At 35.3% G+C, this 13,055-nt stretch carries 16 protein-coding genes and 1 pseudogene; 8 read left to right on the plus strand and 9 right to left on the minus strand.

The genetic code is table 11. The features are described from left to right. Nucleotides 1–581 precede the first annotated feature (581 nt). Complete coding sequence (locus ACEN4N_RS09930) at nucleotides 582–1,214, plus strand: hypothetical protein (RefSeq protein WP_407090947.1); 633 nt, start codon at nucleotides 582–584, stop codon at nucleotides 1,212–1,214. After that, a complete protein-coding gene (locus ACEN4N_RS09935; protein WP_138403823.1) occupies nucleotides 1,207–1,863 on the plus strand; it encodes a hypothetical protein in 657 nt (218 codons plus the stop codon). The genes ACEN4N_RS09930 and ACEN4N_RS09935 overlap by 8 nt, the downstream gene beginning before the upstream one ends. Nucleotides 1,864–1,921: 58 nt before the next feature. Here the strand turns inward: ACEN4N_RS09935 and ACEN4N_RS09940 are convergent, their stop codons facing one another. The 3 genes from ACEN4N_RS09940 to ACEN4N_RS09950 form a co-directional block, all read right to left on the minus strand. Next, on the minus strand, nucleotides 1,922–2,833 hold the full coding sequence (locus ACEN4N_RS09940) for a hypothetical protein (protein ID WP_138403822.1): 912 nt from the start codon (nucleotides 2,831–2,833) through the stop codon (nucleotides 1,922–1,924). Nucleotides 2,834–2,930: 97 nt separating this feature from the next. Further along, nucleotides 2,931–3,449: an NUDIX domain-containing protein gene (locus ACEN4N_RS09945; RefSeq protein ID WP_138403821.1), complete on the minus strand. Its 519-nt coding sequence runs from the start codon at nucleotides 3,447–3,449 to the stop codon at nucleotides 2,931–2,933. A gap of 12 nt (nucleotides 3,450–3,461) precedes the next feature. Beyond that, on the minus strand, nucleotides 3,462–4,319 hold the full coding sequence (locus ACEN4N_RS09950) for a GNAT family N-acetyltransferase (RefSeq protein ID WP_407094164.1): 858 nt from the start codon (nucleotides 4,317–4,319) through the stop codon (nucleotides 3,462–3,464). A gap of 90 nt (nucleotides 4,320–4,409) precedes the next feature. Between ACEN4N_RS09950 and ACEN4N_RS09955 the strand changes: the two genes are divergently transcribed. Further along, nucleotides 4,410–5,036 (plus strand): HD domain-containing protein, encoded by a 627-nt coding sequence (locus ACEN4N_RS09955; RefSeq protein ID WP_138403819.1) that lies wholly within the window; start codon nucleotides 4,410–4,412, stop codon nucleotides 5,034–5,036. A gap of 397 nt (nucleotides 5,037–5,433) precedes the next feature. On the opposite strand, the gene ACEN4N_RS09960 is transcribed toward ACEN4N_RS09955, so the two are convergent. From ACEN4N_RS09960 to ACEN4N_RS09985, 6 genes and pseudogenes are all read right to left on the minus strand, one after another. Beyond that, the gene (locus ACEN4N_RS09960; protein WP_407094165.1) at nucleotides 5,434–5,955 is read right to left on the minus strand and encodes a metallophosphoesterase; all 522 of its coding nucleotides are present in this window, start codon (nucleotides 5,953–5,955) and stop codon (nucleotides 5,434–5,436) included. A 108-nt stretch (nucleotides 5,956–6,063) separates the two neighbouring features. Continuing rightward, nucleotides 6,064–6,303: pseudogene (locus ACEN4N_RS09965) on the minus strand (ATP-binding cassette domain-containing protein); the annotation flags it as partial. 1 nt (nucleotide 6,304) lies between these two features. Then, on the minus strand, nucleotides 6,305–6,406 hold the full coding sequence (locus ACEN4N_RS09970) for a DNA/RNA helicase domain-containing protein (protein ID WP_138403816.1): 102 nt from the start codon (nucleotides 6,404–6,406) through the stop codon (nucleotides 6,305–6,307). 117 nt (nucleotides 6,407–6,523) lie between these two features. Then, nucleotides 6,524–6,664 carry a hypothetical protein gene (locus ACEN4N_RS09975; RefSeq protein ID WP_171031253.1) on the minus strand — a complete coding sequence of 47 codons (141 nt, stop codon included), beginning with the start codon at nucleotides 6,662–6,664 and terminating at the stop codon, nucleotides 6,524–6,526. Between the two features lie 9 nt (nucleotides 6,665–6,673). Then, nucleotides 6,674–6,910, minus strand: coding sequence for a hypothetical protein (locus ACEN4N_RS09980; RefSeq protein ID WP_138403815.1), 237 nt, complete (start codon nucleotides 6,908–6,910; stop codon nucleotides 6,674–6,676). 428 nt (nucleotides 6,911–7,338) lie between these two features. Then, complete coding sequence (locus ACEN4N_RS09985; RefSeq protein WP_138403814.1) at nucleotides 7,339–8,082, minus strand: sugar phosphate isomerase/epimerase; 744 nt, start codon at nucleotides 8,080–8,082, stop codon at nucleotides 7,339–7,341. 209 nt (nucleotides 8,083–8,291) lie between these two features. Between ACEN4N_RS09985 and ACEN4N_RS09990 the strand changes: the two genes are divergently transcribed. From ACEN4N_RS09990 to ACEN4N_RS10010, 5 genes are all read left to right on the plus strand, one after another. Then, nucleotides 8,292–9,209: a phosphate/phosphite/phosphonate ABC transporter substrate-binding protein gene (locus tag ACEN4N_RS09990; RefSeq protein ID WP_138403813.1), complete on the plus strand. Its 918-nt coding sequence runs from the start codon at nucleotides 8,292–8,294 to the stop codon at nucleotides 9,207–9,209. Between the two features lie 97 nt (nucleotides 9,210–9,306). Beyond that, nucleotides 9,307–10,137: a phosphonate ABC transporter ATP-binding protein gene (phnC, locus tag ACEN4N_RS09995; protein ID WP_138403812.1), complete on the plus strand. Its 831-nt coding sequence runs from the start codon at nucleotides 9,307–9,309 to the stop codon at nucleotides 10,135–10,137. Nucleotides 10,138–10,151: 14 nt separating this feature from the next. Continuing rightward, nucleotides 10,152–10,931: a phosphonate ABC transporter, permease protein PhnE gene (phnE, locus tag ACEN4N_RS10000; RefSeq protein WP_138403811.1), complete on the plus strand. Its 780-nt coding sequence runs from the start codon at nucleotides 10,152–10,154 to the stop codon at nucleotides 10,929–10,931. Next, a complete protein-coding gene (gene phnE / locus ACEN4N_RS10005) occupies nucleotides 10,931–11,707 on the plus strand; it encodes a phosphonate ABC transporter, permease protein PhnE (protein WP_138403810.1) in 777 nt (258 codons plus the stop codon). Before phnE (ACEN4N_RS10000) ends, phnE (ACEN4N_RS10005) begins: the two co-directional genes overlap by 1 nt. A 14-nt stretch (nucleotides 11,708–11,721) precedes the next feature. Beyond that, entirely contained in the window at nucleotides 11,722–12,864 is a 1,143-nt protein-coding gene (locus tag ACEN4N_RS10010; RefSeq protein WP_138403809.1) for a metallophosphoesterase, read from the plus strand. Nucleotides 12,865–13,055: the final 191 nt, after the last annotated feature.

Below are 13,055 nucleotides of genomic sequence, written 5' to 3' on the forward strand. Positions count from 1 at the left end.
GACACGGATTCACCGCGGCTTCCAACAAGCTGAAGCAGAGCTAGAAAAAATGTTTGAAAGATTAACAAATTAATAAATCGATTTTATAGAAGGAGTACTTCATTTACACATAATTATTGACACTCCCGATTCTGTAGCTATGTAATAAATAATTAAAGGTAAAGCACTATATATAGTACTAATAGAAACAGTTCTGTAATGCCAGTAAGTCGATACGAAAAAGACCATAAATATTAAAAATGTTTGTAAAGCTTCACGGTAATTCAAATTTAATTGCGCTGTGATTATAACAACGATGATACATATAAAACCTGAAACTACTTTATTTATTTTTGGCTTTTGAATGAAATATGAGTATAAAATATAAGTTGGTACAATATATTGAAAAATATTGAAATTCATTGTGCACTCCTTTACTTTAGGCTGATTATGAGTGAAAAAACATCGTTTATGAATAAATTAACTTTACTATCATCATATCTATTATAGTATAAGTAAGAAGTTGAAAATTGTTTTGTTACTGAAAGTATAGATTTGCTAAAGTATTTCGTCAACAATAAATTCCAAGGAGGATGGTTTAAATGAAATTTTCACGCAGTACTGTAGTTACGTTAGCCGTTATATTTTTGATAAATTTCTTTACAATTTCATTAGTTGAAGCACATGATGGTTTTGGAGATTTTCCGTATGAAGGTACTTATCTCACCGATGAAAACCAAGCGATACGAGGGTTTACTTTCGATACTGAGTCGCAATCAATTACTATTCTTACTCAACAGTCGAGTCAAAATGAAGATATTCGTCGTTTATTAGAGATTAGAAACAGTGGAAACCATACTGCTTTAATCGATCCATTTATCTCAGCTGAAGAAATAAATGACATGCGCGAAAAATGGGGATTAGACGATATAGATTATTCAAAAATATTGCTAGAAGCAGCAGATAAAGTAGAGCCTTGGATGACTCGTAAGGATGCATTGAGACTCGCTTTTCAAGAAATTCCGGGAGTGCATTCTTTATCGGACATTGATTCTGACTTCAATAGTGATATTTTGATTTCAAAACCTGAAATTCTACAATCCCAAGATTTATGGATTGTTGGCATTATGGGAGACCCACGGATTCTTTGTTTTGAGATGAACGAGAGTACCGACAGTATCACAGATGAGTACGGAATCGTTTATACCTTAGAAGAAGGTAATCAAAATGAATAAGTTAATAAAATTAATTATTCTTTTAGGTTTAATCGTCACGCAGGTTCAAATCGTTTCAGCTCAAATCTTTGATTATGATGGAACTTATCTAACTGATGATGAAACACAAGTTATTTCAGGTTTTCACTTTGATCAAAAAAATAATACTGTTGTTGTTATTACCCAAAATTCACCCACCATGAATCCAACTAATTTGAGTAACCGGACACGTCTAAGTAATATCCAAACTTATATAGATGATCATATTGATTTTAACTCTATGACCAATGAAGAAGTGAGCTCATTCAATGAAAAACATGGTATTGACTATGCTGAAGCTTATCGAGCAACAGCAGATATCGTAGCAAATAGTGGTGGTGAGACTTGGCGTTTTATCTTTGATTTACAAAATCCAGGCATTCTAAATTTAGCTTCTTTCAACTTTTCATCCAATTCGGCGCAAGGTAGGACGCCACACGTCCTGTATATCAACGAGCCTAATATTAAGTTCAATCGAAATTTATGGGAAGTATCAATGTATGATATTTCTACTCCCCTATTACGTTTTGAAGCTAATACTAATACAACTTATATTAAGGATGACTACGGTGTTGTCTACAATTTAGAAACTGATGTTCCTGACGATCTCGATTTTCTTTTGTTTGATTAAGCCTCATCATAAAATACAAATATCCCCATCAGCTTGGTTGCTGATGGGGATATTTAACTTATTCTCCGCTATATCTCAATGAATTCTCATACGTTAATTGGCGGTCATGGAATGCCTGGATTTCTGCTTCAATACTTGGGTAAATTTCTTTTACTACAACATCTTCACTGCTAGCACTATTTTGAGCTTCTTGATATAGTGACAGGACTTTATCGGGTCCTGCTTGATTCAGTCTTCCATAAGTTAATTCTGAATTAGCGATAATAATCGAACTAATTGCACTGTATGTTTCATAGTTCTCATTACGCAATAGATTTAAATCAGGGTATTCATTCGCAATATCTCGGTACAATTCTAAGTATATATCTTCGCTACCGGCTTCTTGATGAGTATGATATCGATTGACTAAAAATTCACTATCGACCTCACGTAATTGTTCACGGTTAATTGGTTGTTCTGTAATCATATTGTCGTGGATTATATAAGCAAGCTCTTCTTCAGCATTGCGGTTAAACGTCACTTCTGGCTGAGGGATTAAGATATCTTCATTCTCATCATAGACAAAGTAGAAGTTTTCAGTCGTCATGGCTGCTTCTTCATCACCATAACGCATTGAATAATCATTAATATTTGTGTTAAGAATATAAAGTGTTCTCTCTGAATTATCGTCAATACCATCCACTTCAAAGTTCTCTTCAACTTGAGTCATATCAATAGTATAGTAGACTGAGCCATTGTAATCATCTGTTATTATCATTTGGTTACCACGCAAGATAGCCGACTGACTCGTCATGTCACCTTCATACGACCAGACACCTTGAATCTCTTCTGGGATTCCTTCAAACTCATTCAACTCTTGGGCCAATATTAATTCCGGTTGCTCTAGCGTCATCGATTGATCATGGGCTGTTACATTGACAATAGCTATCGTACATAATAAAGCTAAAACAATATCACGAATACGTCTCATCTAATCCCTCCCTATTGCTTGTTATATCAATTATAGCAATCATTCAAAGGGAATGGTGTGAAGTTTGCTTGAAGTTTATGACGTTATTGTGACATTCTTAAGTTAATTTAAGGTGCTTTAATTTGATTTCTTTAATTCGCTCTATGACTTCATTTGTTAAACGGACTAAACTATCTGTATTTGATATAGCTAAGACTTCGTCTTCACTCAACCACTGGAAACCTTGAGTCTCTCCTGCTTGTAATTGAATGGAGTTTTTATCTATATTAGTTAAACAAAAGAAACTTTTTTGTAAATATCGTTTCTCTTCTCGAATAATGACTGGCGTCAATTCATAGAGTGCATCTGCTTTAATCCCTGTTTCTTCATATAATTCTCGCCAAGCACCCTCACTAAAGTCTTCACCTTTGATTGTACTTCCACCAGCAGTTAACTCATATTCTCCTGCACGACTTTCTTTATCATCCGAACGCTTCATTAAAAGATAATCCCCATCAACATGCTGCACAATAATATTCACAATCTTATGATAGGTACCTTCAGGAATCGTATCTCCTCGTCCATGATTCGTACTAACGATGTTTCCACTCCGATCAAATAAGTCCCATAATTCCAAAAATTCCCTCCGTTATTCTTTTAAATAAACGACTTCTGATATGACCCCAAAGCCATTCTTTTGATATAAATGTTTAGCGTGTGCATTTTCTTTTTCTACTGATAAGCGAAATAGACGTTCGTCCTCTGCATTTAACTGCTTCATCATTTGATAGATACCTTGCGTTCCAAAGCCCTGTCCTTGATAATTTGGATCCGCGGCTAAGCCAAAGAGATAATAATATTCTTCCGTTGTGTTCACTGAACTGGAGCCAACAATGTCTCCCTCCTGATTCAAGAAAACAAAGATCTCATGATCATCTTCACCAATACTGCCTTCTGCATAGGTCATCGCTTCTTGAAAAGAACTCTCGAAAACTTTTGCTTGAAATGAAGCGATACTTCTCGCATCTGTCATCACTGCTTTTCGTACTTGGATAGTTGCTTCTGGATATTCTTGCTCAACCATTACTTTAGCTTCCATCAAATATTCTGTCTCGTGCCAGTCGATTTGATACGTTCTGTGTAGATAATTCGTTTTTTCAATGAAGCGTCGCTCACTTATGTAAGATATATCAGCAATACGAAAGGATTTAATAATCTCTTTAGCTTGTTCTATTAGAGCTGTGGCAATACCTTGTTGTCTATAAGTTGGGTGCACAATCACTGATAATTCAGCTTCTTCAATATTATCAGCATATATGGATAGAAAACCAATCAAGTAATTTTCAACCCAAGCAAATAAAAATGCGGGCATTCTTTGGTCAAAATTAAAGCGATTATCTAAATAAATATCATGATATGTTCCGTCATGCGTTTGAACCATTGCTTCTAATTCATTGATTTGCTTTATTGTCGTATTATCTAAGGTGTTTCTTGCTTCTATCTTCATCTTATTTCCCCTATTTTTTAATTAATTCTAATTTTAGCACATTTAATTCTAATTATGTTATACTAACAAAAATATCAATGAGGTGTTAAAATGATAAATCAAAAATTAGTTGAGTATATTGAATCAAAAATAATTCCTCAGTACAAAGCCTATGATGGCGCTCATCAACCTGATCATGTATATCAAGTAATTGAGAATAGTTTGGATATCGCAAAAAATTATAATGTGAATCTAAACATTGTCTATGCTATCGCAGCTTATCACGATATTGGCTTAAAGTTTGGCCGACAAGGACATGAATCAGCCTCTCGTAAAATTATCGAAGCGGATTTTGTCTTAAAAACATTTTTTACTGATAATGAAATAAAGACGATTGCCCAAGCAGCAGAAGATCACCGTGCATCTTTACCTTATGAACCCCGTTCACTTTATGGCAAGATTATTTCTGAGGCGGATCGCGATATCAACTTTGAAAGATTACTGAGTCGAACCATTCTATATAGTTTGGATCACTATCCTGACTACGTTAAAGAGGATACTTTTAAACGGGTTTATACGCATATGATTGAGAAATATGGTCCTTCAGGACGAATTAAACTTTGGCTAGAATACGAGCCTAATGTCGAGAACTTAAAAAAAGTTCATGCGACTCTTGCGGACGAAACAGCCTTTCGTAAAGCTTTTGAACCTCTGTACTCAAAATACAAACAAAACTAATCATATTTACAACATTATCTTAGGAGCTTCTTCCTAGATAATGTTATTTTTATACTAAAAAAGCTTAACCATACTTAGAGATAGTTAAGCTTTTTAGCATTTCAATGTAAATCGACGATGACAATTTCAGGTGGATTAAAGATACGTGGGAACTGTTGATTTTGAATCATCAAGCCGCGACTGACAATCATCGTAGCCTCATTCTCTAATTCATATTCGCCACCGGCGTAAGCTGGGAAAAAGCCCTGTTGCGGTGAGTAAAGGCCGTTAATTAAGCCAGGTAATCGGAATTGTCCTCCATGAGCGTGTCCCGCTAATATTAAGTCAAACGGGTATTTTTCATATTGTTCAACTTGTTCAGGGCGATGACTGATTAAGATATTAAGATACTCTGTATCTATTTTTTTCCTACGTACTTCAATTGTTTTTTAAATGTACGTTTGTGTTTCGCATCATCCACACCATTTATTACTAGTGTTGTTTGACCCACTTCTACTTTCGCACGGTCTCCTTCTAACACTTGAATATTCATCTCGCGAATCAAGCGTTTAAAGCCAGCTAAATGTTTCATACGTAATTCATGATTCCCCGTGACGTAAAATGTTGGGTAATGTTGGCCTAACCAATCGAGGAGCTTAGTTGTTGGGTGGACATTTCCAACGTAGTCGAAAAGGTCACCTCCTAAAAGCACAATATCAGGCTTTTGTTCGGAAATTTGTTCTATCAAGATAGATTGATTATCACCAAACTGGTTATTATGTAAATCACTTAAGAACATCACCCGAACATTATTGTTTACTTTATTGCTCTTCATTTGGTATTTTCTAATTTGAATGCTTGTATCAAAGGCTCTTCTTACAATTGCAACCCCTGCGAACGTTAAGGCTAATTTAGTTAATGTCTTCATTTTCATCGTCATCACCCACTCCCTTATAACTTACTATTCTACTACGAAAACCCTCTCATTTAAGTTAAATTTTACTAATAATGTCGTCATCAATTTCTCTTTTAGTCACTGGAATCTCATTTAACGAAGATGTATGAGCTTTTCTTCATCTATTTGATACACTGGATCAGCGACTCGGCTCACAAATTCCTTATCATGAGATGTAAAAATAACCGTACCTGAATACTTCTGGATAAAGCTTTCTAAAGCTTCAATCGTAAAAACATCGATAAAATTAGTTGGCTCATCTAGAATCAATACATTACTTGCTTTGACAAACATCTCTGCCATAGCCACCCGTGTTGCCTCACCCCCACTTAATTTATTCAAGGTGATTTTGATAATTAAAGTTATTGAAGGCATCCCTGTTTGATAATAGAAGATGAGCTTCATCTACTAAGACAACGTCCGCTTGCTTTCTCAAATCGTAATATGCTTGTGGTCTCCACTATATTGTAATGATCCAATTCGTCCGACGAATATTTCCGATTTCACCGTTCTCTACAATCGCTTTTATTTTTTGATAAAGCGGGTTATTACGTTAATTGAACATAATTGCATAAGAAAATTCATCTTTTTTAGACTCTGCAACTTCGTTTAATTTTTTAACCTGTTCTGTATATACACCTGCTGACTTTTCGTTTAATACGTGTAAACCATTTTCCAAAGCATAAATCGCCATTTCAGGGTGTTAGTAATGTGGTATCTCTTTCAATACTGCGTCACCGTATCCACTATTAACCATCTCTTTATAGTTACGATAAATTTTAGTGTTTGGAAAGTCTGCTTTGATTTTCTCGTCTTTAGCCTCATCAATATCTGTAACCGCTACTACTGCCATTTTGTCAACTTTACCTTCAGTGACTAAACTTCCATAGAATCCACCTTGTTGTCCGTATCCAATAATACCTAAGTTAACTTGTTCCATTTCCATGTCTCCTTTTAATAAACTATTTTTTCTAACCATTTGTTTTGGATAGCTCACTTTTAACTTTCTTTTTTAGAAAGTGAATAATGCAATCCGAAACCTTTAAAGAGCTTATAATAGGAAACAAGAGCACTTTCAACTGATAAATGAAATAAATAGCTCTTTATATTTAGTTTTTAAGACTCACATTTTCTTATAAGGAAACTTATTTTATATTATTAATATTTTTGACATTCTTTCACAATCGCATCCTTTTTAAATTAAGTATTTCCATAGACATGTGTGAAAATATTTAATAAAAAATTTACTCTTTTTCATCCGAGTCATCGGATGTTTTATTTTAATTTTTTCATGTTTATTTGGTTTTTCTATCAAAAAAACTGCAATTATTCCATTAATTGCAGTTTTAAAGTACTATTTAATTCTGACTATTTCTTTTTTAATTTCTCGATTTCGCCTTTTACCGTCTCAAATGGATTACCGCCACATGGGTATTCAATTGCCCGATTGACTTCTTCTGAAAATACAGCTAATATTTCGAGCATACTGATATCCCTTTCATCAATCAGAGTCATTTCTTTAGTATCGGCTTTAATGTTTTTCATATGAATGAACGTGACATCATCTTTTAATGCTTTCGCACTTTCTAATGGGGACTGGCCTGTTGCTAAGAAGTTTCCTGTATCAAAAGTCATTCCAGCGTCAATACCTGCGTCTTTAAGTTTACTAAGAATCCTTTTTATCTTCTCTGGTGTTGAGTAGTCTTCTTGATCGTTCTCTAATGTAAGGTGTAAGATACCGTATTCTGTCATTAGAGATTTAAGTATTTCAATATCCACATCATTTATATCTTCATCATAACCTGCAATGATTTTGAATTGTTTAGCACTTAATTCGCTATATTCTTCAAAGTACTGACGCAAAGTTTCTTTACTCATTAATACGCCCGGGAATAAAACATCAGGTACAGCAAAGAATAAAGTCATATTCAATTCTTCGGCTTTTTCTTTTAATTCGGCTAATTCTTTTCTATCACGTAAATACTCACGACGAATCTCAACTGTTTGAATCCCCAAGTCTTTGATTTTTTCTAACCATTCAATCTGAAATTGCCCTTGTTTCATGAGTTCTTCGAATACATATGTATTCAGAACTAAATTTTTATCTTCCATATGATGTATCTCCCTTTAATTGAATAAATTATAATAAATATTTTGTAAGTGTTACCATTTTTTTGGAAAGCTTGAAACTTTTATATCTTTGATAGTAAAATTGCGAACAATTTTGCTCTCTTTACCAAAATAATATATATAATTTACACAATCTTTACAATTATAACGTATAATCAATATAGATTAATAGAATGGGAGAGATTCATACAATGTTTAAGAAAATCAAAACGCTTTTGTTAAGTAGTTTAGTATTAGGTGGCTTAGTTGGTGCCGTCCAACCTAACCAAGCTGCTGTTGCTCAAGAAGAAGCTTTAGAAGTACAATTTGTTCCGACAAATAACGATGGTTCAATGGAAGCTCGTGCACAACCTCTTGCTGATTTCTTATCAGAGCAATTAGGTCGTGAAGTGAATGTTACCTTAGCAACTGATTATACGACGATTGTTCAAGCGATGGCATCGGGTCAAGTAGACTTAGGTATTATGCCACCTGCTGCTTATGTTCAAGCGCGTGACTTAGGCTCGGCTGAAGCAATCTTAACATCTGTATTAGGGGCCTTCGATGATGAAACAGGTTTACCAGTTGAAGGTGAGACGACTGGCTCATTCCAAGGTGAAATTTTAGTTCGTGCTGATAGTGACATGGAAGAATTAACTGACTTAGTTGGTAAAAAGATCGCAACATTAAGCCCTAATTCAGCATCAGGTTATATCTATCCTGTAGCAGAGATGATTGAAGCTGGTATTGATGTAACAAGTGATGTGACTTTAACAACAGTTAATGACATTCCAAGTGAAATTACAGCCGTATTAAACGGTCAACAAGATGCAGCATTCGTATTCGAAGGTGCGCGTGTTGTATTCGGTGGTGCTTTCCCAGATAACGACTTAATGGAAGAATTAAAAGTTCTTTATTTAACTGACGGTGAAATTCCTAATGACGCTATCGCTGTTCAACCAGATATGGATGAAGAATTACGCGAAGCAATCAAAGAAGCATTCTTAACAATGGCAGATTCAGAAGAAGGACTTGAAATTATGTCATTATGGAGTCACGAAGGCTATACAGAAGTAGATGAGTCAGTATATGACCAAATCTCAGAATACACTGAGATTGCTGCTCAATAATTTTTAACCTTACATTTATGATGGCTACCTTTCACGCGTGATGTTATCGTTGAAAGGTGGCTATTTTTTTAATGACTTACTATAACGGAGGTATTCAATGATAGAATTCAAAAATGTATCAAAAGTATTCGACAATGGCGTCGTAGGTTTAAACGATATTAATCTGACGATTGATAACGGAGAATTTGTTTGTATTATTGGTTTAAGCGGAGCAGGTAAAAGCACTTTACTACGGAGTTTAAACCGGTTAAACAACATTACTCAAGGTGACATCTCTATTAATGGGGAATCGATCACACAAGCTAATGCCAAAGAATTACGTCATATGCGTCGTAATATTGGCATGATTTTCCAACAATTTAACCTCGTAAGAAAAAACACAGTCCAAAAAAATGTTATTTCAGGTCGTTTAGGCTACTACAATAACTGGCAAACTCTACTTGGTCTCTTCTCTAAAGAAGATTATGATCGAACTGAGAAAGCTTTAGAAAAAGTCGGGTTAGCTGATAAACTAAAAGTTCGTAGCGATTCCTTAAGTGGAGGGCAACAACAACGTGTATCCATCGCTAGAACAATTGTCCAAGAAGCTGAACTAATTCTAGCAGATGAACCTGTATCTGCCTTAGATCCTGTTACGTCTGAAACAGTCATGAATGACTTCAAGCGCTTAAACGAAGAAGCAAATCGCACAATCATTATTAATATCCACTCAGTGCCCTTAGCTCGTAAATATGCTTCACGTATTATTGGGATGCGAGACGGCGAGATTGTCTTTGATGGACCTGCTTCAGAAGCTACCGATGCTAAACTTAGTGAAATCTATGGTAAAGCTATCTTTGAAACTGAAAAAGAAGCTCGTCAAGAAGCAATAGAGGCACGTATTGAAAGCGACGTTCAACAAGAAATTCAAGAAGAAACAAACATATAGAATGGAGGTCGAACATGAAATTAAAACAAACCATTCATGATAATTTGTTCAAACACATGGGCTTAACATTCTTGATTATTATTCTCTTTTTAGGTGCTGGAACAGTCATTGATGCTGATTGGACTGAAGTGATGGAGAATCACCGACAAGCAACGATTTTTCTTCAGGGGTTCTTACAACCTGAGTGGAGTTACATTAATCAGTTGGTTGAACCGATGATTGAGACTATATTAATGTCAGTTTCAGGGACATTCTTAGGCGTTGTCTTTGCTATTCCTGCAGCCTTTTTAGGCACTTATATTGTCACACGAAACTATATTATTACTTATATCTTCCGTTCATTCTTTAGTCTCATCCGGACGGTACCCAACTTACTTTTAGCCGCTTTATTTGTTGCGATTATTGGTATAGGTGAATTAACTGGGGTCTTAACGATTGCGGTGTTTACATTTGGGATGGTGTCACAATTGATTTTTGCAAATATTGAAACCATTGATGATGGACCGATTGAAGCAGATGAATCTATTGGTGCAACGCGTTTCCAAATCGCCGTGAACTCTATTTGGCCCCAAGTATCACAAAGTGTCTATGCATACGCCTTGTATGCCTTTGAAGTGAATATACGCGCTTCTGTTGTCTTGGGTTACGTTGGTGCTGGAGGTATTGGTGTGATGTTAAATACTGCGTTAAGCTTTATGCAGTTTGGTCGAGTGAGTTTAATCATCATTATTATTCTAGTTTTAGTGTCAGCAACAAATTGGATTAGTGAATATATTCGACGGGAGGTTATCTAATGACTAAAAAGAAACTGATTAATTATAGTCTACTGATTATCCTTGTTCTCCTGGTCGTTTACTCATTCATACGTTTAGACTACTCAAATATTGTTAACTTACAGTTTAATCATGTTTGGAATATCTTTATTAGTTTACTGCAACCAGATATAAGCTATGTATATGATGGCTCAAGCGAAGATTTAATCCATCTAATGTTTGAAACCGTTGTGATTGCTTTTTATGGAACCATTTTAGGATCGGTTCTATCTCTACCATTTATCTTACTGAGTGCCAAGTCTATTTGGGGGCGATTCCAAATAATTCCAACGTTGAGTCGAGGATTATTGAATTTACTCCGCTCAATTCCAGCTTTAATCTATGCTATCCTATTCGTAAGAGTAGTTGGACCAGGTCCATTTGCTGGAGCGTTGGCTTTAGGTGTTCAATTAATTGGTATGCTTGGTAAATTAGTGAGTGAAGAATTAGACCGAGTAGACGAAACTCCTGTTGAAGCGGTTGTAGCTGCTGGTTCGACGAATATGCAGTCCTTTCAATATGCAAGACTGCCACAAGTCGTACCAATCGCAGCTTCTCATATTCTCAACCACTTTGAAATCAATGTTCGGAGTGCTACGACACTTGGATTAGTTGGTGCCGGAGGTATCGGAGCCCCAATTATATTCGCCCTACAACAACGTAATTGGGCACGTGTTAGTATTATATTAATTGGAATTATAATGGTTGTCGTATTGATTGACTTATTCAGTACAGCTATTCGAAAGAAATTACGTTAGAAAGTGGTGGAGTAATGAAGAATGTATCAATACTCGCAACAACGGATGTACATGGATATGTTGATGAAGGCTTAGCAAATCTTAAACAAGTTAGGGAAGATTTAAAAGCAAACTTACTCATCGATAATGGAGACTTTCTTATTGGTAGTCCTTTAGCTACTTATGGCTACAGCCAAAGTCAATATACTCCTTTAGTAGAATTAGCTAATGAGATAGGTTATGATATTATGATTCCAGGTAATCATGATTTAGATTTTGGTTTAGAATGGCTGCTTAAGCAAGTGAGTAAACTTGATGCTGAATATGTATGCGCTAATTTATATGATAATCAAGGTCAGTTAATATTTAAACCCTATACAACCAAGACGATTAACGGTGTAAAGATTGCTGTCATAGGACTTCTTACTGGTGCATGCAGTCAATTAGCTACAAACTCGTCAGTATTAGATGTGGTGGTTAAACCACCGATCAACAAATTGAATAGTTTAATCACCCAAGTTAAACAAGAGTCTGATCTTATTATTGTTGCTTATCATGGCGGATTAACGAATCATCCGTCGACCGGAGACCTTTGGACTTATCCTTCTCGAGAAGATGAAGCGTATCAGCTTATGGAACAATTTCCAGATATCAATAGTTTGATTTGTGGCCATCAACATTTTATAAATGTTGGTATCCACCCAAGTAATATTGCATTGATTCAACCTGGTACACAAGGAAAAGTGGCTGGCTATCAAGTATTTAGCTTTGCTGATGAAAACTCAGTGACAATTGTAGATAATAAAATCATTCAACTGAATACTCAGGAGATGTCTTTTGATACCCGCTCTGATTATGAAGATTGGATAGAGACACCAGTGGATTTAGCAAAAGTGGCTGAATATATTACGGAAAATTTTCCAGCTGACTTTCATTTTTTAAATTATACAGCTCAAACCTTAGATGATTTAATCGCTGATACTCAAGGTCCTTTCCCATTAAGTCGTTATTATTTATCAGGAGAAGAATTAGCGGATCACTTGGATTTAGAAGGTATCATTGATACTTCTAAAAATTATAACGTCATAGCCTCTCCAGGAATATTACCTGATTATCGTATTCGAGAGCAGTATTTAATTCCCTTATTTGATGAAATTGTTAAATATCAAGCGTATTAATAAGAAGCCAGTACTGATTATGTTCACATCAGTACTGGCTTCTTTTATTATCTTTATTAAATGATTGACTACCGCCAGCGAAATGTACCAGCGTTGCCAAGTTTTGTACCACCCTTTGCCATGAAATGTACCAGTCATTGCCAACCTGTTTACCACTTATTAACTTCTGTATAATTAATGTGCATGCCTAC

Origin of the sequence: Ruoffia sp. FAM 20857 (assembly GCF_045528645.1) — a bacterium.
Lineage (GTDB): Bacteria > Bacillota > Bacilli > Lactobacillales > Aerococcaceae > Ruoffia > Ruoffia halotolerans.